The sequence below is a fragment of the Streptomyces sp. PCS3-D2 genome (assembly GCF_000612545.2).
Classification (GTDB): domain Bacteria; phylum Actinomycetota; class Actinomycetes; order Streptomycetales; family Streptomycetaceae; genus Streptomyces.
On sequence record NZ_CP097800.1, the window covers coordinates 6379533 to 6400505 of the forward strand.

Consider the following 20973-nt stretch of genomic DNA (forward strand, 5'->3'; position numbering starts at 1 on the left):
CCGAGGAGCAGAGCTGTGAGCGGCAAGGGCGCACCCGAACTGAGCGTGAAGAACTGCGGAGACCTGCGCGTCGCCGTGATCGCGGCCCAGTGGCACGAGAAGGTCATGGACGGACTGGTCGACGGAGCCCTGCGGGCCCTGCACGAGCTGGGCATCGACGAGCCGACGCTGCTCCGGGTGCCCGGCAGCTTCGAGCTCCCGGTCGTGGCGAAGGTGCTGGCCGGCCGAGGCTACGACGCCATCGTCGCCCTCGGCGTGGTCATCCGCGGCGGCACCCCGCACTTCGACTATGTCTGCCAGGGCGTCACCCAGGGCCTGGTCCAGGTGTCGATCGACACCGGGGTTCCCGTCGGCTTCGGAGTGCTCACCTGCGACAACGACGAGCAGGCGCTGGACCGTGCCGGCCTCGAAGGCTCGAACGAGGACAAGGGGCACGAAGCGGTCACCGCCGCCGTCTCCACCGCGATGACCCTGCGTACCGTGAGCGAGCCCTGGCGCTAGGGGGCGTCCTGCCGGTCAGGCCGGTCCCGACCGGCACGACATCCCCTGGTCCACAGAGTGAACCCCGGCACCGGGACACCCGGGTGAGCCCGTACTCTAAGGACATCATGGCGAACAAACCCTCCAAGACCTTCGAAGAGCTCTTCACCGAGCTCCAGCACAAGGCCGCCGAAGGCGACCCCGGCACCTCCCGCACCGCCGAACTCGTCCACAAGGGCGTCCATGCCATCGGCAAGAAGGTCGTCGAGGAGGCCGCCGAAGTCTGGATGGCCGCCGAGTACGAGGGCAAGGAAGCGGCCGCCGAGGAGATCTCCCAGCTGCTGTACCACGTCCAGGTGATGATGGTCGCGCGCGGGATCTCCCTCGACGACGTCTACGCACACCTCTGAGTCCGGGCCACCCGCCGGCCCGTTCCCCAGCACGTCCACCCTGCACACCACGCATCAAAGGAAGCCCCATGCTGCGCATCGCCGTCCCCAACAAGGGTTCACTCTCCGGACCGGCGTCGGCGATGCTCCATGAGGCCGGCTACCGGATGCGCAAGGAGTCCAAGGAACTCGTGGTCGTCGACCCCGAGAACGAGGTGGAGTTCTTCTACCTCCGCCCCAAGGACATCGCGATCTACGTCTCCTCGGGCAAGCTCGACATCGGCATCACCGGCCGTGACCTGCTGCTCGACTCCGGCGCCAGCGCCGAGGAGATCCTCCCGCTGAACTTCGGCCGCTCCACCTTCCGCTACGCCACCACCCCCGGCACCGCGAAGGGCCCCGAGGACTTCACCGGCCTGACGATCGCGACCTCGTACGAGGGAATCGTCGCCAAGCACCTGGCCGACCAGGGCATCGACGCCTCCGTCGTCCACCTCGACGGCGCTGTCGAGACCGCCATCCAGCTCGGTGTCGCCCAGATCATCGCGGACGTCGTCGAGACCGGCACCAGCCTGCGCAACGCCGGCCTGGAGGTCATCGGCGAGCCGATCCTCACCTCCGAGGCCGTCGTCATCCGCGGCAACGGCGCCGACGCCGAGGACCCGCAGGTCCAGCAGTTCCTGCGGCGCCTCCAGGGCGTCCTCGTGGCCCGCAGCTACGTGATGATGGACTACGACTGCCGCGCCGAGCACCTCGAGCGCGCCGTCGCCCTCACCCCGGGCCTGGAGTCGCCGACCGTCTCCCCGCTCCACAACGAGGGCTGGGTCGCGGTCCGTGCCATGGTCCCCGCCAAGGAGGCCCAGCGCATCATGGACGACTTGTACGAGCTGGGCGCACGCGCGATCCTCACCACCTCGATCCACGCCTGCCGCCTGTAGGGGCAGTCCGCCGGCCCCGGGCCGACACACCGCCTCCTCCTCCTCCGCACGCCGCACGCCGCACCAGAAGGCAACGCACCATGGCCGAGTCCGCCGCACCGCCCGCACCGCCCGCCCTGCCGGTCACCTTCCGGCCGACCCGCACCCGGGTGGTCCTGCTGGGCGTCGGACTCGCCATGTTCGCCACCATCACGGCCATCGCCGTGATGCTGGAACGCCTCCAGCCGGGCGAGCGGATCAGCTTCGTGTTCACGGCCGTCCTGCTGACCTCCGTCCTCGTCCTGCTCAGCCGCCCCAAGGTGGTCGCAGACGAGGACGGCGTGACCGTCGTCAACCTCACCAACACCCGCCGCCTGGCGTGGGCCGAGATCCTCCGGGTCAACCTCCGCCCCGGCGACCCGTGGGTGTTCCTGGACCTCAGCGACGGCACCAGCCTGCCCGTGCTCGGCATCCAGCCGGGCGTGGCCCGGCAGCAGGCCATCCGCGACGCGCGCGCCCTGCGCGCCCTCGCGGAAATCCGGGGAACCGGCACGGACGACAGCTGACCCCGCCGAACCTCGTCGCCGCCTACCGTTGCGGCCACGATCCCAGTGACTACCCTGGTGGCGGGGCGCAGCCGTGCGCCCTCCCACCGGCCCCGGACCCCGAGGCCCGCGGGCACCTGCAACTTGAGGAGTGACTCCCTCCAGCAATGGACGGATCGTCCGGTAATACCCGCGCCGCCCTCTCCGCGGAGGCGGCGGCATGACCATCCCGCTACTCCTGCTCGCGGCGGCCTTCGCCCTGATCCTCGCCAACGGATTCTTCGTGGCGGCCGAGTTCGGCCTCGTCACCGTGGAACGCCCCGAGGCCGAGCGCGCCGCAGCCGACGGAGACCGCCGTGCCCGCACGGTCGTCAAGGCCCTGCGTGAGCTGTCCTTCCAGCTCTCCGGCACCCAGCTCGGCATCACCATCACCTCCCTCGTGGTCGGCATGCTCGCCGAGCCCGCCCTCGCCGCACTGCTGGCCGGGCCGCTCTCCGCGACCGGCCTCCCGAAGGGAGCCGTCTCCGGCGTCGCCGTCGTCATCGGCATGCTGCTCGCCTCCGCCGTCCAGATGGTCGTCGGCGAGCTCGTCCCGAAGAACTGGGCGGTCTCCCGGCCCCTCCAGGTGGCCCGCTTCGTCGCCGGCCCGCAACACGTCTTCTCGCGCGTCTTCCGGCCGGTCATCGCCGGTCTCAACGCCGTCGCCAACCGGCTCGTACGGGCCCTCGGCGTGGAGCCCACCGAGGAGATGGCCTCCGCCCGCACCCCGGGTGAACTGGTTTCCCTGGTACGCCATTCGGCCCAAGCCGGCGCCCTCGAACAGGACACCGCCGACCTCTTCGTCCGGACCCTGTCGCTGGGCGAGCTCACGGCCCAGCACGTCATGACCCCCCGGGTGAAGGTCAGCGCCCTCCAGCACACGGCCACCGCGGCCGACGTGCTCAACCTGACGCGGGCCACGGGCCTGTCCCGCTTCCCCGTCTACCGCGAACGCATCGACGAGATCACCGGCGTGGTCCACCTCAAGGACGCCCTCGCCGTCGCCGAGAGCGAGCGCGACCGCATCAGCGTGGGCCGGATCTGCGTCCCCCCGCTGCTGGTGCCCGGCTCCCTGCCGGTGCAGCCGCTGCTGGAGCGGCTGCGCAGCGAACAGCCGATGGCCGTTGTCGTCGACGAGTACGGCGGCACCGCCGGCGTCGTCACCCTGGAGGACATCGTGGAGGAACTCGTCGGGGAGGTACGCGACGAGCACGACCTGGCCGAGGACGAGACCCCCGAACTCGCCGCCGTGGCCGCCGAGGACGGCCGCCCCTCCTGGGAGGCCGACGGCAGCTGCCGCGTGCAGACCCTGCGTCGGATAGGCCTGGAGGTGCCCGAGGGCCCCTACGAGACGGTCGCCGGACTCGTCGCCGACCTGCTCGGCCGGATCCCCGCCCCCGGGGACCGCGCGGATCTCCCCGGATGGAAGCTGTCCGTCCGCAGGGTCGGCCGCAACCGGGCGGAACGCGTCCGGCTGGTCCGGCTGGCGGCCGTACCCGCCGCCGGGGGGCTCCGGAAGCCCGCGGGCCCCGCCGGCGCCGCCGTGCCCGGCTCCGGCCGCCGCGGCGAGCCCGCCCCGCAGCGGGCCGAACTGGAAGGCGCCGCCCGGTGAACGCCCTCCAGCTCGTCTTCGCACTGCTCCTCGTCCTCGCCAACGGCTTCTTCGTCGGCGCCGAGTTCGCTCTGGTCTCCGTACGGCGCAGCCAGATCGAGCCGCTCGCGGCGGAGTCCAAGAGGGCCCGCCAGGTGCTCCACGGCCTGGAGAACCTGCCCCTGATGATGGCCGCCGCCCAGTTCGGCATCACCATCTGCTCGCTCACCCTCGGCGCGGTCGCCGAACCCACCGTGGCCCGGCTGCTGGAGCCCGTCTTCCACGCCGTCCACGTGCCGCAGGGGCTGATCCACCCGCTCGGGTACGCCCTCGCGCTCGCCGCCGTGATCTTCCTGCACCTGGTCATCGGCGAGATGGTCCCCAAGAACCTCGCCATGGCCGCCCCCGAGAAGACCGCCCTGTGGTTCAGCCCCGGCCTGGTCGCCTTCGCCCGCCTCTGCGGGCCGGTCACCACCGCGCTCGGGGCCTGCGCCAAGCTGGTCCTGAAGCTCTTCAAGGTCGAGCCCAAGGACGAGGTCGAGGCCGCCTACACCTCCGCCCAGCTGGGCCGGCTCCTCCAGGACTCCCGGCAGGCCGGACTCCTGGAGCAGGTCGAACAGGAGCGGCTGGAGGACGCACTGGAACTGGGCAGCCGCCCCGTCACCGACGTCCTCCTCGACCGGGAGCGCCTGGTCACGGTCGGCCCGGCCGTCACCCCGCGGCAGATCGAACAACTGACCGTGCGGACCGGCTACTCCCGGTTCCCCGTCCGGGCCGACAGCGGAGCCTTCATGGGCTACCTCCACGTCAAGGACGTACTGGACCTGGAGGATCGGGAACGAGCCGTGCCCCAGCGGGTCTGGCGCCGCATGACCACACTGTGCGCCACCGTCCCGCTGGACGACGCCCTCGGCGTCATGCGCCGCGACGCCACCCATCTGGCCCAGGTCGCGGACCAGGCGGGCCGGGTCCTCGGCCTGGTCGCCCTGGAGGACGTGCTGGAGATGCTGGTCGGAGAGGTCCGCGACCCGGCGCACCGGGTTCCGGCCTGACCGGCAAGGACAGCCCCGGCCGTCCGGGGCCGGAGGGACCGCGGCACACCGTCCTTCCGGCCCCGCCGGACGTCACAGCGGCGGCTCCTGGCGCTCCTGGGGCCCGCGGCCCGACAGGACCTCTCCATACGCCTGCATCAGATCCGGCAGCCGCAGGGTGGCCAGGTCGTCCCGCGACGGCTCGCCCGCGAAGCCCGCCAGCCGCAGGTCCCGGTAGGCGCAGCTCTTCTCGTACAGGGTGCGCAGGAAGCGGCCGTTGCCGAGCTCGTCGATCCATCCCTGCTCCACCACGTGCCCGCTGATGCTGCGCAGCTCCTCCAAGGCCTCCTCGTCCCAGTGGTCCCCGTTGGCGTCGGCCAGCACGCCGCCGATGGCGGTCAGCTCCGGCGGCCGGTAGCTGGGGAAGTCCACCCGCGTGGTGAACCGCGAGGACAGCCCCGGATTCGCCGCCAGCAGCCGGTCCATCCCGGCCGGATAGCCGGCCAGGATCACCACCAGGTGGTCCCGGTTGTCCTCGGCCCGCTTCAGGAGCACCTGCAGGGCCTCGTCGCCGTACGCATCGCCCTTGCTGTAACCGGTGTTCGACAGCGAGTACGCCTCGTCGACGAACAGCACACCGCCGATCGCCGAGTCGATCAGCTCGTTGGCCTTCACCGCGGTCTGCCCCAGGAACTCGCCCACCAGATCGGCCCGTTGGGCCTCCACCAGGTGGTCCCCGCCGAGCAGCCCGAGCGCGTAGAAGACCCGTCCGAGGATCCGCGCCACGGTGGTCTTGCCGGTACCCGAGGGGCCGGAGAACACGAAGTGTCGTTTCGGAGGCTGCACCGGCAGCCCCTGACCCGCCCTCAGCCGTGCCATGTGCAGCTGCGCGGAGAGCGCCTTCACCTGCCGTTTGACCGGTTCCAGGCCCACCATCCGCTCCAGCTCCGCCAGCGCCTCGGCCAGCGCCGCCGGGTCCGACGGCCCGGTCGGCAACCCCTCCGCCGAAGCCTGCGGCGGGACGGCCGCCTTGCGCCGCACGCCCTCCATCCGGCCGGGCGGGGGAGGCGGCGGAGCCAGCGGGTCGAGCCCCGCCGGGCCGTCCGCGGCGATGTCCTGGACGGGCCCGCCGCCGGGCGAACCGCCCAGGGCGACCGCCGCGAAGTCCCCGCCGGCCGGGGACGGGCCGTGCCCCGCATAGCCGCCGTACCCCGAATACCCGGCCAGACCCGCCAGATCGGCCATGCCGTCGGTGTCGTCACCGTCCTCGATGGCCGTCAGCCTGGCCGCGGTGTCCATGAAGGAGGGATCCACCCGGTGCACCGCCCGGTACAGAGGCAGTGCCGCCGCACTGCGCCCCGTGCCCTCGTGCGCCCGCGCCAGCCAGTACCGCAGCTCCTTGCGCTGCGGCTGCTCGCTCCGGCAGCGCATCAGCGCCGCCGACAGCAGCGGCTCCGCCTGCCCGTACATCTCCAGCCGGACCCGTGCCATACCGCCGAAGAGTCCCGCCTCGATCCCCAGCAGCGGATCGTTCACCAGCGGCTCGGTGTGCCGGACCAACTGCTCCCAGTCCTTGACCAGATAGGCCCGGCAGGCGTGCAGGAAGCGTACCTGCGCGTCGGTGTCGACGGGCGGCAACGCGGCGAGGGCCTGGTCCAGCTCCGGCACGTGGCGGCCGTCCAGCCAGTGCGAGGCGTGGGCGAGGAGCAGGTCCCGCCGGTTCTCCAGTACTGGCTGCACCCACCAGCCCAGCCAGTACCAGGAGTTCAGGGTTCTGCGGTGCCGGGTGCGCTGCTCGCCGAAGCGGTCCCGGTGCGCGTACATGCGCAATAACGCGTTGCCCGTGTCGACCCGGAGCGCGTGCAGGCCCAGCCACGCGTCGGCCATCGAGGGGTCGAGCCGCACCGCCGTCCGGAACTCCTCCTCGGCCTGCGGGTAGGCGCCCATGGTGCAGGCGTCGACCCCCCGCAACCAGGCGAGTTCGGCCGGGGCGTGCATGCTGCCCGGCGTGCCGAAATCCATCACGTCCCCCACAAGCCTGCCCCGTGGTGCGCCGCAACCCCCGCTTCGAGCGCGCGAGTTGTACCGGTGCCCCGCCTGGCGTCGCTGGAATCAGGGCTGCATCGTACCTGCGCTTTCACACCTTACGTAGGGTGCGGCGGGACCGGTTCGGTCCAGAGCCCAGGGCCTGTGCGGTAACACAGAGTGAACGTTCGGGGGGTGGATGCCGTGCGCGGGACCCCCGTCGAGGGGGGCCGCGGGCAGAACGAAGCCCCCGATCACGGGGGAACAACCGGGGGCTTCGTGTGCGCGGCGGCCGGTAGGGCCCCGCATGGAGAACGTAAGGCCGCTGCGGGCCCCAGGTCAAGCGGGTCGGCGCAGGCCCGGAGAGGCGGACTTCCGAGGCCGTTCAGGCCCGGGGGAGTCCGTCACCTTCAGTGACGGAAGCGGGGTTTCCCGCCGTCGCTCCGGTCTCGCAAGACCACTCGTATCCCGTACCACTCTGGCGTACCAAGGTCTGGGCGAAGGGGCGCGAAGGATCACTGGAGAAGTGCGCGCGCTCCGCGCGCTCCCACCCGTCCCAGAAGTCGGACAGTTCACGCCCGTCCCGGGCGCGGCCCCGCAGCCACGACTGCGCGCGCGGGGTCTCCATCCACAGCAGCCGTGCCAGGTGCGGGCGCAGCGCCCGCCGCCCGGCCCCGACCCCCTCCATCAGGAGCACCGGCGCCGGCTCCAGCACCCGTTCCGGTCCGAGGCGGCGCTCCGCCCAGTCGTACGGGGCCCAGTGGGCCGGCCGGCCGGCGGCGAGGGGCTCCAGCACCCGGGAGCGCAGCCGCTCCTCCCAACCGAAGAGCTCCTCGTGGCTCGCCACGTCGTCCAGGTGCAGCACGGGGGCCCCGCCCAGGGCTGCGGCGAGCCGCCCCGCGAAGGTGCTCTTCCCGGACCCGGCGTGCCCGTCGATCCCGATCAGGCGCACCGGGCCGAGGGAACGCGGCAGGTCGGCGAGCTCCCTCGCGAGTGACTCAAGTGACTGGTGCGGTTCCACCCGACCAGCGTAGACAAGCCCGACACGAGCTGTGGCTTGGGCCTCGGGCCGCCGGGAACCTGGAAGGGTGACACCACCCAAGCGCCGACCCACCCCGGGGGACCACGCGATGACCGCACCCACGCCACGCAGGGCCGTACTCGTCGCCGCGCTGGCGGTCGCCACCGCGGCCACCGCCGCCGTGCCCGGGGGCGGCGCCCCGGCGGTCGCCGCACCCGCCCCGCGCGCCGAGGGCCGCACCGTCGACAACCGCTTCTGGTACTCCTACGGCCACTGGCGGGCGGGCACCCACCAGGGCACCGCGGCCTTCACCGGCACCCGCCCCGGTCTGGAGATCCGGACCGCCGTCGGCCGCACCGAGTACGCCGACCCGCACACCGGACGCCGGAGCACCTGGGAGTACGCCACCTGGACCTCCCCCGTGCACACCTCCACGGTTCCCGCCACCGAGGCCGTCGCTTCCTGGAACGCCCGCACCCCCGCCGGCACCTGGATCCAGGTCGAGCTGCGCGCCACCTACACCGACGGTGCCACCGGCCCCTGGTACGTGATGGGCCGCTGGGCCTCCGGCGACGCGGACATCCGGCGCACCTCGGTGGACGGCCAGACCGACGGCCGGTCCACCGTCTGGACCGACACCCTGGCCGTCGACGCCCCGGCCGCGGCCGGGGGCCTGCGCATCGCCGGCTGGCAGCTGCGCCTGACCCTCCACCGCCGGCCCGGCGCCGCCGAGGGCCCGACGGTGTGGCTGGCCGGCGCGATGGTCTCCGCCGTCCCCGACCGGTTCACCGTCCCGGCCTCCCGCCCCTCCGGAACCGCCCACGAGCTGAAGGTGCCGCGCTATTCGCAGCAGACCCACACCGGCCGCTATCCCGAGTACGACAACGGCGGCGAGGCCTGGTGCAGCCCCACCTCCTCCCAGATGGTCATCGAGCACTTCGGCCGCAGGGCCGATCCCGCCGCCCTGGCCTGGGTGAACCCCGCCTACTCGGACCCGCAGGTTTGTCACGCCGCCCGTTCCACCTACGACGCCGCTTACCGGGGCTGCGGGAACTGGTCCTTCAACGCCGCCTACGCCGCCACCTACAGCGGCCTCGCCGGGGTCGTGACCCGCCTCGGCTCGCTGGCCGACCTGGAGACCGTGGTGCGGGCCGGAATCCCCGCCATCGCCTCTACGTCCTTCCGCGCGGACGAGCTCACCGGCGCCGGCTACGGGACGGCCGGCCACCTGATGACCGTCATCGGATTCACGGCGGTCGGGGACGTGATCGCCAACGATCCCCATGCTCCCGACAACCCGTCCGTCCGCCGGGTCTACCGACGCGCCGAGTGGGAGAAGGTCTGGCTGCGCACCAAGCGCACGACCGCCGGGGGCAAGACCGCCTCCGGAAGCGGCGGGGTCTGCTACCTCTACGCCCCCGCGCTGCCGTCCCCGGCGCAGGTCCTGGCCCTGCGGGCGGTCGGCGTGCTGTGACGGCGGTACGGCGGTGGAGGGAGCAGGGGAGCAGGGGAGCAGGGAGCGGGGGAGCGGGGGAGAACGCTGAAATTACCCGTTGACCAGGCAGCCCCTAGAAGCGGAACATAATGGAGTAAATGGCACATAAAGGCTTCTCGTAGGAGGCGGCCGCCATGACCACCCATCCCAGCATCGAGCACCACCCCGACCTCGCCGAGATGCGCACCCGGTTCGAGCGGGTGACCAGCACCCCCCGCGCGCAGGCCGTCGAGGCACTGGCCCTGATCACGGGCCTGTACCTGGCCGCCTCGCCGTGGATCGCGGGATTCGGCATCCTGATCCCGCTGGCGATCAACAACCTGATCGTCGGCCTCGCGTTCTGCCTGTGCATGGGCGGCCTGGGATCCGCCTACGAGCGCACCCATGCGATGGCGTGGACGGCGGTCGTTCTCGGCGCCTGGACGATCATCGCTCCGTGGGCCATCGCCGGTGAGATGGACACGACGCGCACGGTGGTCAACAACGTGATCACCGGAGCCGTCGCCCTCTGCCTCGGCCTCGCGATGGCGGCCATGGCCGGCCGCAGCCGGGACACCAGGGTCTAACCGGCCCCGGCCCCGGCCCCGGCCCCGGCCCCGGCCCCGGCGCCGTGCACAACCGCATGCCGGGCCCCGACCGCACCGCGTACCAGCCGGAGCGGCCGGGGCCCGGCAGCGTGACGTGCGCCACCAGTGACCCTCGTCTCTACCGCGAAAGCCGCGAATGCTGGCACATTGGACGCCATGACCGCAGACGCCGCCGCCCCGACCGCACCCGCCGGGAACCCCGCTCGTACCGGGGGCCCCGAGGAGCACTCCAACTGGCTTGAGCACGCCCTCGGCTGGACCCTCGTGGTCCTCGTGGCCATGTTCGTCACCCAGGTCGGCTGGCTCTGACGGCACCGCCCCGGTGCGGCGGGGCCGGTACGCCGGCCGCATGCTCCCGTCGCGCGGGTCTGCCATACTTCGGCCGTCCTGTGGCAGTGCGAGGCTGGGGCCGAACGTGAACGACAGTCAGCAGCGTGGCAAGACCAGGCGTTCGCGGGCACGCAGAGCCGAACTCATATCCATCGGGCGCAAGTTGTTCGCCGACACCGCCTACGACGCGCTCTGCATGGACGACATCGCCAGGCAGGCGGGCGTCGCCAAGGGCCTGATCTACTACTACTTCAAGAGCAAGCGCGGCTACTACCTCGCCATCGTCGAGGACTCCGTGGCCGGTCTCGTGGCCCGCGCCCGCGGCGACACCGACCTCCCGAACGCGGAACGGCTCCGCCGCACCGTCGACGGGTACCTCCAGTACGCCGAACACCACCCCGCCGCCTACCGCACCATCGCCACCGGGGGCGTCGGCTGCGACGCCGAGGTGCTCGCCGTCCGCGACGCCGTCCGCGAGGAACTGGTCGCCACCATCGCCGAAGGCGCCTACGGACACCGCACCCTCCCGCCCATCGCCCGGCTCGCCCTCGTGGGCTGGCTCTCCGCCGTCGAAGGGACCACCCTGGAATGGATCGGCGGGCCGAGCGCCCCGGACCGGCCCGGGCGCGCCCGGCTCGGAGCCCTGCTGGCACGCCAGCTCCGCGCGACATTGGCGGTGATCGAGGAGTTCGCCCCGGAGTGTCCGGCACCTCCCCCCGAGGAAGGGACGTTCGAAAACGTCGGTGATCTTGCACCGGTGACGGGAAGCCCCTGATCGGGCATACTCAAGCCGCCGCAGCCGCTGAACAGCCTCTTCCGTGATCCGGGAGGGCAGCATCGGCTGCACAGAGCCCGAGACCCGGCGGCGCGTCCCACACCTCGCGCGTCGCCGCCGTGCCCGAGATGGAGGAGAGCGCCGCCATGACCGACCGCGCCCCGCAGCCGGTGGACCGACAGCTGCCCACCGAGGAGTCCCGTGACCTCCTCGCCCTCGTACGCGAGATCGCCCAGCGCGAGATCCGCCCCCGGGCCGCCGAGGAGGAGGATTCCGGACGGTTCCCCCGAGAGGTCTTCACGCTGCTCTCCGAGGCCGGCCTGCTCGGCCTCCCGTACCCCGGCGAGTACGGCGGCGGCGAGCAGCCGTACGAGGTCTACCTCCAGGTCCTGGAAGAGCTCGCAGCGGCCCGCCTGACCGTCGGCCTCGGTGTCAGCGTCCACTCCCTGGCCTGCCACGGCCTCGGCGGCTACGGCACCAAGGAACAGCAGGCCGCGCACCTGCCCGCGATGCTCGGTGGCGGCCTCCTGGGCGCCTACTGCCTCTCCGAGCCGGCCGCCGGCTCGGACGCCGCCTCCCTCACGACCAAGGCGGTCCGCGACGGCGACGACTGGATCATCACCGGCACCAAGGCCTGGATCACCCACGGCGGGGTCGCCGACTTCTACACCGTCCTCGCCCGCACCGGCGTCGAGGGGCCCAAGGGCATCACCGCCTTCCTCGTTCCCGGGGACGCGGCCGGACTGACCGCAGCCGTGCCCGAGAAGAAGATGGGCATGAAGGGCTCTCCCACTGCCCAGCTGCACTTCGACGGCGTGCGCGTACCGGACTCCCGCCGCATCGGCGAGGAGGGGCAGGGCTTCTCCATCGCCCTGGCCGCGCTCGACGCGGGCCGCCTGGGCATCGCGGCCTGCGCCATCGGCGTCGCCCAGGCGGCACTGGACGAGGCGCTCACGTACGCGCTGGACCGCAAGCAGTTCGGCCACCCCATCGCGGACTTCCAGGGGCTGCGGTTCATGCTGGCCGACATGGCCACCAAGATCGAGGCCGGCCGGGCGCTCTACCTCGCCGCGGCGCGCCTGCGGGACGCCGGCAAGCCGTTCTCCCGGCAGGCAGCCATGGCCAAGCTCTTCTGCACCGACGCTGCGATGGCCGTCACCACCGACGCGGTGCAGGTCCTCGGCGGCTACGGCTACACCGCGGACTTCCCCGTCGAGCGCCTGATGCGCGAGGCGAAGGTGCTCCAGATCGTGGAGGGCACCAACCAGATCCAGCGCATGGTCATCGCACGTCACCTGGCGGGGCCCGAAACGCGCTGACGAGGTTCGTGGCCGGACGGGTCAGTACAGCCCGCTGCCGGCCGAGGGCCAGACCGGGGACGACGTGAGCCGGGACCACTCCGGGTCCCGCCGGCCGGGCAGGGTGCGGCCGGCGTCGGCCCACCGGGCCAGCAGGTCCCGGTAGATCGGCGGATCGGGCACCTGCTGCTCACGTTGAGGCTCCCGGGGCAGCGGGCGCTGAACCGGTTCTTCGAAACCCGACGAGATCGAACGGCGCCTTCGGCCCGTTGCAGACTGAAGCGTGCTCATGCACGGCCAACGCGGGACGGAAGCCACGGGTAATCGCCCCTGGCGTGCGCGGATCCGTTCGAGGAGTCCCCGGGAGCACGCTGGAGGCGGGGCCCGGCGGGCCGGAAAGCCGGCGGCGGCTCGACGGCGCGTCGGGGCAGTGGGTGGGTGCGGTGGTTCGTCGGGGCGGTGGATCCCGCCCCGGAACCACCCGCCCGGTGGGTTTCCGCCCCCGTGGGCCCCCGCTCCTCGCTCCTCCCGGTGGGCCGAAGCCCTGCCACTTCGTGCCCGGCTGTCAGGGCGTGCCAGAAGTCTGGCACCGCAGCATGTTTCTGACGTACCGTCATATCTGCCTGTGCTGCCCTCGCCCTCGCCCTCGCCTGCCCCGGAGGTCCGTCATGCCCGCAGACCGGCCCGTCGCACTCGACGAGTACCCCATCCACCAGGCCCCCCTGTCGATGAAGCACCTCGTCAGCGGCGACCGGAACGCCTACGACCGGTGCATCTTCCACGTCTTCGACCACGCCGGCCGTGCCGTCCTGATCCTCGGCCTCGGCGTCTATCCCAACGCCGGGGTCATCGACGCCTACGCCACCCTCCGCCTCGGTGACGAGTTGCTGGCGGTCCGGGCCTCCGACGCCCTCACCGACGACCGCATGAACCTCTCGGTGGGCCCCTTGTCCATCACCGTCGACGTGCCGCTCAAGCGGCTCACCCTGCGCTGCGCCCCTGATTCCGGCGACCCGCACGGGCTCTCGTACGACATCACCTGGACCGCTGAGTTCCCCGCGGTCTGGGAACCGCACCACATCCAGCGGCGTGGCGACCGGCTCATGCTGGAAGGCCGCCGCTTCGTCCAGGCGGGCCACGTCACCGGGACGATCCGTGCCAAGGGCGAGGAGTTCACGCTCACGGCGGGGGAGTGGACCGGTACCCGGGACCGCAGCTGGGGCGTGCGGCCGATCCCCGGAGAGGAGGGCGGCCGGGCGGCCGAGGAGCACCGGCCCGAGGGCTTCCACTGGCTCTGGATCCCGGTCCGCTTCGCGGACCGCTTCGTCATGGTGATCGCCCAGGAGGACGCCGACGGCCACCGCACCCTGAACGAGGCCGTGCAGGTCTTTCCCGAAGGCAGGGGCCGCCCGGACCTCCAGCTCGGCTGGCCGCACACCGAGATCCGCTACCGTCCTGGCAGCCGGCAGCCCGAGAGCGCCGTCATCCATCTCACCGACCCGTCCCGCAAGCCCCTGGAGCTGGGGGTGGAGATACTGAACTCCTCCCCGCTCGCCGTCGGCGCCGGCTATCCGCCCGCCGGTGACTGGCAGCACGGCACCTGGCAGGGGCGCGACTGGAGCGACCGCCGGGTCTACGACCTCTCCCACCCGGCCGCCCACCCCATGGCCGCCTTCGGGGTCACCGACCACTCGGCCCGATTCACGCTCGACGGCCGGACCGGGCACGGCATCTTCGAGCACGGCAGCTTCGGGCGCCACGACCCGAGCGGATTCACCGACCACGCCTCCGTCGCCCCGTAGCTGCCGGCCCCGTCCCCGCAGCCCCCTCACGTCCCCCGCAGATCCAGGTCCGAGCAGGAGAAGGGGTCTCCATGGCAACCGCACCACGTCCGCGCACCTCCACCCGGGAGCCCGAGGAACTCGGTCGCCGCCTCGGCGCGTGGCTCGACGGCCGGCTCCCCGGGGCGGAGGTCACCAACGTCTCCGTCCCCGGGTCGAACGGGATGTCCAGCGAGACCCTCCTCTTCGACATAGAGCACCCCGACACCCCGCTGCGTGCGTGCGCGCTGCGGCTCGCCGCCGACCCGGCGGCCTACACCGTCTTCCCGACGTACGACATGGCGCGCCAGCATCGCGTGATGAGTCTGGTCGCCGAGCACACGGACCTGCCCGTCCCCCGCGTGCAGTGGTTGGAGGAGGATCCCGGGCCGCTGGGCGCGCCGTTCTTCGTGATGGCCCGCGCCGAGGGCCGGGTCCCGCCCGACGTCATGCCCTACACCTACGAGGGCAACTGGCTGCACGCGGCGACGGACGCCGAACGGGGCGTGCTCCAGGAGGCGAGCATCTCGCTGCTGGCCCGGCTGCACGACCAGTTCCCGGCCGAGGAGGCCGAGTTCCTGCTGCCCACAGGTGAGGGCTGTCCCCTGCATCGGCACGTGGAGGCGCAACGGGCCTACTACGCCTGGGTGGTGGGCGGACTGTCGCCCTCCCCGCTGATCGAGCGGGCCTTTGCACGCCTGGAGGAGCTGTGGCCGGCCGACCCCGGCCCCGCCGTCCTGAACTGGGGCGATGCCCGTATCGGCAACGTCGTCTACGACGGCTTCACACCAGTGGCCGTCCTGGACTGGGAGATGGCGGCGTACGCCCCGCGCGAGGTGGACCTCGGCTGGACGGTGTACCTCCACCGGTTCTTCCAGGACCTCACCGTGAGCTTCGGCCAGTCCGGTCTGCCGGACTTCCTGCGCCGGGAGGACCTGGAGCGCCGCTACGCCGAACTGACCGGCCACACACCGCGGGACATGGAGTTCCACACCCTCTACGCGGCCCTGCGGCACGCCATCGTGATGCTGCGCATCGCCTACCGGCAGGCGCACTTCGGGGAGGTCGAGGTCCCGGCGGACCCGGACGGCCTGATCCTGCACCATGCGAGCCTGGCCGCCATGGTGCAGGGGACGTACTGGTAGGGGAGGGGCGGGAGTGACGGACGGGCGGGGCTCAGGCCGCCTGCGCGTGCTGCTGACGCGTCTGCGCCTGGGGCTGTGGCAGCAGCGGGCGCACGACGCGGATCGGGCGCGAGCCCGGGCCCCCGACGTGCGAGAAGGGCTGCGTCCGCCAGTCCAGGCCCTGGGGCAGGGCCGACGGGGCGAAGGAGTCGGGTTCCGGTGCCTGCGCCGACTGGGTCACGCCGACCGTCGGCAGGGCTTCGGCGGCGGGCCGGCCGGTGCCTGCGCACACGGTGAGCCCGAAGGGGTTCCACGGGGTCAGGCAGAGCGCGTGCTGCGGCAGGAACTCCTCGTCGGCGACGAGGGCGATCGACTGGCCGCAGTCCGGGCAGGTCGCGTGGCGGATCTCGAACCCCTCGACCTCGTCGAGGTATTCGCCGTCCTCCGGGTACCCGTCGTCCTCGGCATCGAGCGGTTCGACAGGCTCCGGTTCGCTGCGACCGGCGCGCTTGGTGTTCGGCATGGATGTACTCCCCCTTGGGTGGGCCGGGCGGGCAGGTACTTCGGCCTCGGCCACAGCAACCACTTCCCGTCGAGCGTCACGAGTAACCACAACAGACCGGCCTCCACCTGCATACCCCTGTGGCCTTGGTCACATGCCTGGCGCAGATGCCTCCAGTGGGCGGACAGCACTGGGCCTGGAGTGCCTTTGGCCGTAAGTTGAGCGGCTATGAGTGCAATGGAGGAGCTGGACCGCCAGATCGTCGATCTGCTCGTGCGGGACGGGCGGATGAGCTACACGGATCTGGGCAAGGCCACGGGACTGTCCACGTCGGCGGTCCATCAGCGGGTACGCCGACTGGAGCAGCGCGGGGTGATCCGGGGCTACGCGGCTGTGGTCGACCCGGAGGCCGTCGGCCTGCCGCTGACCGCATTCATCTCGGTCAAGCCCTTCGACCCGAGCGCCCCGGACGACATCGCCGACCGGCTGGCCGGCGTTCCCGAGATCGAGGCCTGCCACAGCGTCGCGGGCGACGAGAACTACATCCTGAAGGTGCGCGTCGCCACCCCGTTGGAGCTGGAGGACCTGCTGAGCCGGCTGCGGGCCCTGGCGCACGTCTCGACGCGTACGACGGTGGTCCTCTCCACCCCCTACGAGGCGCGCCCGCCCCGCGTGTGACGCCCGCGGGGTCCTCGTGGGGGACCCCGGCGGTCGGGGGCGGCCGGCCGACGCGGGACACTGGTCGGCATGACTGACCGCACCGCCCCCTCCGCCGACGCCGCCGGAGCGCCGACCAGGACCGTCCTCCTCCGCGGGGGCGAAGTACACAGCCCCGCCGACCCCTTCGCCACGGCGATGGTCGTCGAGCGCGGCCACATCGCCTGGGTGGGTTCCGAAGGCGCGGCCGACGCCTTCGCGCAGGGTGTCGACGAGGTCGTCGATCTCGGTGGGGCGCTCGTGACCCCCGCCTTCACCGACGCCCATGTCCACACGACCTCCGCGGGCCTGGCCCTGACCGGGCTGGACCTCACCGGAGCCCGCTCGCTGGCCGCCGCGCTGGACCTGGTAAGCGCGTACGCGGCGAGCCGGCCGGCCGACCGGGTGCTGCTCGGACACGGCTGGGACGCCGCCCGCTGGCCCGAGCGGCGCGCGCCGCGGCGCGCCGAGCTCGACCGGGCCACCGGTGGCCGTCCGCTCTATCTCAGCCGCATCGACGTGCACTCGGCCGTGGTCAGCACGGCCCTGCTCGACCTGGTTCCGGGAGTGCGCCCCGACGGGGACCTGCCGCTGACCGCCGACGACCACCACGCCGTGCGGCGGGCCGCGCTGGCCGCGGTCACGCCCGCCCAGCGCGCCGAGGCGCAGCGGGCCGCGCTGGACCGGGCCGCCTCCCTCGGGATCGGCTCCGTGCACGAGTGCGGTGGCCCCGACATCTCGTCGGCCGAGGACTTCACCGCTCTGCTGGCCCTTGCGGCGGAGCGGCCCGGGCCGCGCGTGTTCGGGTACTGGGCCGACCGGGACCTGGACCTGGCCAGGGAGCTGGGGGCCGTGGGGGCCGCCGGTGACCTCTTCGTGGACGGCGCCCTCGGTTCGCACACCGCCTGCCTGCACGCCCCGTATGCCGATGCCTCGCACTCGGGGACGGACTACCTGGACGCGGCGGCGGTCGCCGAGCACGTGGCGGCCTGCACCGAGGAGGGGCTCCAGGCGGGCTTCCACGCCATCGGTGATGCGGCGATCACGGCGGTGGTCGAGGGGGTCCGCGCGGCCGCCGAGAAGGTCGGCCTGGGGCGGGTCCGGGCGGCCCGGCACCGGGTCGAGCACGCCGAGATGATGACCCCGGCCACCATCGCCGCCTTCGCGGAGCTGGGACTCACCGCCTCGGTGCAGCCCGCCTTCGACGCGGCGTGGGGTGGCGAGGAGGGGATGTACGCCGACCGGCTCGGAGCCGACCGCGCCCGGACCCTCAACCCGTACGCGGCGATGCTCAGGGCCGGGGTGCCGCTGGCCTTCGGCTCGGACGCGCCGGTGACCCCGCTGGACCCGTGGGGCACCGTCCGGGCGGCCGCCTTCCACCGGACGCCTGAGCACCGGGTCTCGGTGCGGGCCGGCTTCACCGCGCACACCCGGGGCGGCTGGCGGGCCCTGGGCCGCGACGACGCGGGGATCCTCGTGCCCGGCGCTCCGGCCGACTACGCGGTCTGGCGGACGGGCGAGCTGATCGTGCAGGCCCCGGACGACCGGGTCGCCCGCTGGTCCACCGATCCGCGCTCCGGCACCCCCGGACTGCCCGACCTGACGCCCGGTTCCGAACTGCCGGTGTGCCTCGCCACCGTCGTCGGCGGGCGGGAGGTATTCGTACGCCCACAGGGGTGATCCGGTCGGCCTCGGTTCGGTACCGGCGGCCGGACCCGGATAGGTTCGGCCGGGTCCACCACAGGACGTCGTGCCGGACGGATCCGTCTGCTCAGCGCGCCCGCGCCTCGGGGGCGAGGGAAGGTTTCGCCGGGCGGCGGGTGGCCCCAGGTCGGGGTCCGGAGGTCCAGTAGACAACGGTCACGGCGGCCCGCAGCCAGCGGGAGTCTGATCGGCCCGAAGGACCGCGGGCCCCGATCACCCGCCCGGTGCCGCTGGTGCCCGCACCGTCGGGGCGGGCCGCGGCCGATGTTCTAGAGTCATCCTCTGCGACCAGACGTACAGGACGTGCGCGAGCACAAAAGGGGACTCAGTGAGCGACGGCGGACAGCGGGCCTACGGGCCGCTCGGTACAGCCTTGGTGATTATTCCGACCTACAACGAGGCGGAGAACATCGGGCTGATCGTCGGCCGCGTCCGGGCGGCGGTTCCCGAGGCCCACATCCTGGTCGCCGACGACAACAGCCCCGACGGCACCGGCAAGCTCGCCGACGAGCTCGCCGCCGGTGACGACCACGTGCACGTCCTGCACCGCAAGGGCAAGGAAGGGCTCGGCGCCGCCTACCTCGCGGGTTTCGTCTGGGGTCTGGACGAGGGCTACGGCGTGATCGTCGAGATGGACGCCGACGGTTCCCACCAGCCCGAGGAACTGCCCCGCCTGCTGACGGCATTGGCCGGCGCCGACCTGGTCCTGGGCTCGCGCTGGGTGCCGGGCGGCCGTGTCGTGAACTGGCCCAAGACCCGTGAGTTCCTCTCGCGCGGCGGTTCGACCTACTCCCGGCTGATGCTGGATCTCCCGCTGCGGGACGTCACCGGTGGATACCGGGCCTTCCGCCGGGAGACCCTGGAGGGGCTGGGCCTGGAGGACGTGGCCTCCGCGGGCTACTGCTTCCAGGTGGACCTGGCCCGCAGGGCCGTGCAGAAGGGTTTCCGCGTGGTGGAGGTTCCCATCACGTTCGTCGAGCGCGAGTTCGGCGACAGCAAGATGAACAGGAGCATCGTCGTGGAGGCACTCTGGCGGGTCAGCCAGTGGGGCCTCAAGGCGCAGGCGGCCAAGCTCCTGGGCAAGGGCGGCGGCACGTCGGGCGACAGGTCCTGAGGCGAGGGCGGAGGCACATCGGCCGACGGGTCCTGATTCCGGGGAGCCTGTCGACCACGCCGGGTCGCGGGCGCCGTCCCGCGCCGCTCTCCGGTCCGGCCCCGGGGCACGCCCCCTAGGGGGGCCTCCGTACCTCCGGCTGAGGACACTTTTATCCGGCCCCAGGCACACTGGATGCTATGACGACCGGCACTGGATCCCTGCGAACGGGCACCCCGACGGCTTCCCGTCGGCGCTCGCCCGCCCGAACCTTCCTCCCCCTGGCCATCGCCGCCTGGCTGATCCTGGAGATCTGGCTGCTCGGCATGGTCGCCGACGCGGCCGGCGGGCTGGCCGTGGCCGCACTGATCGCCGGCGGACTGGTCCTGGGCGCGGTGGTCATCAAGCGTGCCGGGCGACGGGCCTTCAAGAACCTGACGGACACCTTCCAGCAGGCCCAGCAGGGGCGGCAGCCCGCCCCGCAGCAGCCCGGCCGGGGCAATGGCCTGACGATGCTGGCGGGCCTGCTCCTCATGCTCCCGGGCCTGCTGTCGGACGTCGCGGGCCTGCTCCTGCTGCTCCCGCCCGTCCGGGCGTGGGCCGGTCGCAGGGCCACGCGTTCTCTGGAGCGGAAGATGGCCGCGGCACCTTCGGGCAGCTTCGGCGATGCCTTCCAGCAGGCCCGCATCCACTACCCCGACGGCAAGATCGTCCAGGGAGAGGTCGTCCGCGAGGACCGGCCGGGGGCGCCGGACGGCCCGGACACCACCTACCGCCCGCCGCTCACGCCGTAGGCTCGCGATCACGCCGAGGGGCCCCGCCACACACTGTGTGGCGGGGCCCCTCGGCTTGTGCGTTCGTCCGGCTGTCAGGCGGACTTGCGGCTGTCCCGCGGATGCACGGCAATGTTCATGGCGCCGGAGCGCAGGACCGCCAGCCGTTCGGCCAGCACTTCCTCCAGCTCCTCGCGAGTGCGTCGCTCCATGAGCATGTCCCAGTGCGTTCGCGCAGGCTTGCCCTTCTTCTCTTCGGGCCCGTCCCCGTCCACGAGGAGTGCCATGGCGCCGCACGCCTTGCACTCCCACTCCGGCGGAATCTCTGCCTCAACCGAGAACGGCATCTCAAATCGATGTCCGTTCTGGCATGCGTACTCCACCGCCTGGCGCGGGGCCAGATCGATGCCGCGGTCCGTCTCGTAGCTGGTAACCACGAGGCGCGTACCGCGGAGAGCTCGCTCACTCATGAATCGTGCCTCCCGGGCTTGTCGCCCACAGGACAGGTGTCGCTGTCGTCGTCATCCGGTCAACGTCCGGTCGGCGGTATAGATTCCCGCTCCGGGTCGTGCGTCGCCCGTCGTACCGCCCCTTGTTGTACCCACCAGTGCCCGTTTTGTCACATCTGGCAGCAGATGTCACCCAACGTCTAGACTTCTTTGGCGTGCAGTAACGGTCCGCCTGGCAGGCCAAAGGCGTACACTACCGCCCCTTCGCCGCAACGTCTAAATCCGTTCG

The 20973-nt window shown here is 72.4% G+C and carries 22 protein-coding genes; 17 read left to right on the top strand and 5 right to left on the bottom strand.

Annotation, left to right across the window (positions count from 1 at the left end; genetic code table 11):
• The first annotated feature begins 15 nt into the window (after positions 1-15).
• The 6 genes from ribH (at position 16) to AW27_RS28630 (ending at position 5013) form a co-directional block, all read left to right on the top strand.
• Positions 16-501: a 6,7-dimethyl-8-ribityllumazine synthase gene (gene ribH, locus AW27_RS28605; protein WP_007262951.1), complete on the top strand. Its 486-nt coding sequence runs from the start codon at positions 16-18 to the stop codon at positions 499-501.
• A gap of 107 nt (positions 502-608) precedes the next feature.
• Complete coding sequence (locus AW27_RS28610; RefSeq protein ID WP_030775422.1) at positions 609-890, top strand: phosphoribosyl-ATP diphosphatase; 282 nt, start codon at positions 609-611, stop codon at positions 888-890.
• Between the two features lie 68 nt (positions 891-958).
• Positions 959-1807, top strand: a complete 849-nt coding sequence (hisG, locus tag AW27_RS28615) for an ATP phosphoribosyltransferase (protein ID WP_037926272.1) — start codon at positions 959-961, stop codon at positions 1805-1807.
• A gap of 80 nt (positions 1808-1887) precedes the next feature.
• Complete coding sequence (locus AW27_RS28620; RefSeq protein WP_037926275.1) at positions 1888-2352, top strand: PH domain-containing protein; 465 nt, start codon at positions 1888-1890, stop codon at positions 2350-2352.
• 199 nt (positions 2353-2551) lie between these two features.
• Complete coding sequence (locus tag AW27_RS28625; protein ID WP_037926278.1) at positions 2552-3982, top strand: hemolysin family protein; 1431 nt, start codon at positions 2552-2554, stop codon at positions 3980-3982.
• On the top strand, positions 3979-5013 hold the full coding sequence (locus AW27_RS28630; RefSeq protein ID WP_037926281.1) for a hemolysin family protein: 1035 nt from the start codon (positions 3979-3981) through the stop codon (positions 5011-5013). The genes AW27_RS28625 and AW27_RS28630 overlap by 4 nt, the downstream gene beginning before the upstream one ends.
• Positions 5014-5085: 72 nt before the next feature.
• Here the strand turns inward: AW27_RS28630 and AW27_RS28635 are convergent, their stop codons facing one another.
• Positions 5086-7014 carry an AAA family ATPase gene (locus tag AW27_RS28635; RefSeq protein ID WP_172671381.1) on the bottom strand — a complete coding sequence of 643 codons (1929 nt, stop codon included), beginning with the start codon at positions 7012-7014 and terminating at the stop codon, positions 5086-5088.
• 388 nt (positions 7015-7402) lie between these two features.
• Complete coding sequence (locus AW27_RS28640) at positions 7403-8038, bottom strand: uridine kinase family protein (RefSeq protein ID WP_037926288.1); 636 nt, start codon at positions 8036-8038, stop codon at positions 7403-7405.
• Between the two features lie 109 nt (positions 8039-8147).
• On the opposite strand from AW27_RS28640, the gene AW27_RS28645 reads away from it, so the two are divergent.
• From AW27_RS28645 to AW27_RS28665, 5 genes are all read left to right on the top strand, one after another.
• A complete protein-coding gene (locus AW27_RS28645) occupies positions 8148-9512 on the top strand; it encodes a peptidase C39 family protein (protein ID WP_037926292.1) in 1365 nt (454 codons plus the stop codon).
• A gap of 155 nt (positions 9513-9667) precedes the next feature.
• Positions 9668-10099 carry an SPW repeat protein gene (locus AW27_RS28650; RefSeq protein WP_037926294.1) on the top strand — a complete coding sequence of 144 codons (432 nt, stop codon included), beginning with the start codon at positions 9668-9670 and terminating at the stop codon, positions 10097-10099.
• Between the two features lie 177 nt (positions 10100-10276).
• Positions 10277-10429, top strand: a complete 153-nt coding sequence (locus AW27_RS28655; RefSeq protein ID WP_172671382.1) for an SCO1431 family membrane protein — start codon at positions 10277-10279, stop codon at positions 10427-10429.
• 106 nt (positions 10430-10535) lie between these two features.
• The gene (locus AW27_RS28660) at positions 10536-11225 is read left to right on the top strand and encodes a TetR/AcrR family transcriptional regulator (RefSeq protein WP_052031170.1); all 690 of its coding nucleotides are present in this window, start codon (positions 10536-10538) and stop codon (positions 11223-11225) included.
• Between the two features lie 146 nt (positions 11226-11371).
• Complete coding sequence (locus AW27_RS28665) at positions 11372-12544, top strand: acyl-CoA dehydrogenase family protein (protein WP_037926297.1); 1173 nt, start codon at positions 11372-11374, stop codon at positions 12542-12544.
• Between the two features lie 21 nt (positions 12545-12565).
• On the opposite strand, the gene AW27_RS28670 is transcribed toward AW27_RS28665, so the two are convergent.
• Positions 12566-12706 carry a hypothetical protein gene (locus tag AW27_RS28670; RefSeq protein WP_236647786.1) on the bottom strand — a complete coding sequence of 47 codons (141 nt, stop codon included), beginning with the start codon at positions 12704-12706 and terminating at the stop codon, positions 12566-12568.
• Between the two features lie 485 nt (positions 12707-13191).
• Here AW27_RS28670 and AW27_RS28675 point away from each other — a divergent pair, with 485 nt between their 5' ends.
• Entirely contained in the window at positions 13192-14325 is a 1134-nt protein-coding gene (locus tag AW27_RS28675) for an Rv3169 family protein (protein ID WP_037926303.1), read from the top strand.
• 71 nt (positions 14326-14396) lie between these two features.
• Complete coding sequence (locus AW27_RS28680) at positions 14397-15488, top strand: phosphotransferase family protein (protein WP_037926306.1); 1092 nt, start codon at positions 14397-14399, stop codon at positions 15486-15488.
• A 31-nt stretch (positions 15489-15519) separates the two neighbouring features.
• On the opposite strand, the gene AW27_RS28685 is transcribed toward AW27_RS28680, so the two are convergent.
• Positions 15520-15990: a hypothetical protein gene (locus tag AW27_RS28685; RefSeq protein ID WP_037926310.1), complete on the bottom strand. Its 471-nt coding sequence runs from the start codon at positions 15988-15990 to the stop codon at positions 15520-15522.
• A 216-nt stretch (positions 15991-16206) separates the two neighbouring features.
• Between AW27_RS28685 and AW27_RS28690 the strand changes: the two genes are divergently transcribed.
• The 4 genes from AW27_RS28690 (at position 16207) to fxsA (ending at position 20256) form a co-directional block, all read left to right on the top strand.
• A complete protein-coding gene (locus AW27_RS28690) occupies positions 16207-16647 on the top strand; it encodes an Lrp/AsnC family transcriptional regulator (RefSeq protein ID WP_030162595.1) in 441 nt (146 codons plus the stop codon).
• A 69-nt stretch (positions 16648-16716) separates the two neighbouring features.
• Positions 16717-18345: an amidohydrolase gene (locus tag AW27_RS28695; RefSeq protein ID WP_037926315.1), complete on the top strand. Its 1629-nt coding sequence runs from the start codon at positions 16717-16719 to the stop codon at positions 18343-18345.
• A gap of 352 nt (positions 18346-18697) precedes the next feature.
• Positions 18698-19483 carry a polyprenol monophosphomannose synthase gene (locus AW27_RS28700; protein WP_037926318.1) on the top strand — a complete coding sequence of 262 codons (786 nt, stop codon included), beginning with the start codon at positions 18698-18700 and terminating at the stop codon, positions 19481-19483.
• Between the two features lie 179 nt (positions 19484-19662).
• Positions 19663-20256, top strand: coding sequence for an FxsA family membrane protein (gene fxsA, locus AW27_RS28705; protein ID WP_037926321.1), 594 nt, complete (start codon positions 19663-19665; stop codon positions 20254-20256).
• A gap of 74 nt (positions 20257-20330) precedes the next feature.
• Here fxsA and AW27_RS28710 read toward each other — a convergent pair whose 3' ends face one another.
• Complete coding sequence (locus tag AW27_RS28710) at positions 20331-20705, bottom strand: RNA polymerase-binding protein RbpA (protein WP_007262928.1); 375 nt, start codon at positions 20703-20705, stop codon at positions 20331-20333.
• Positions 20706-20973 lie beyond the last annotated feature (268 nt).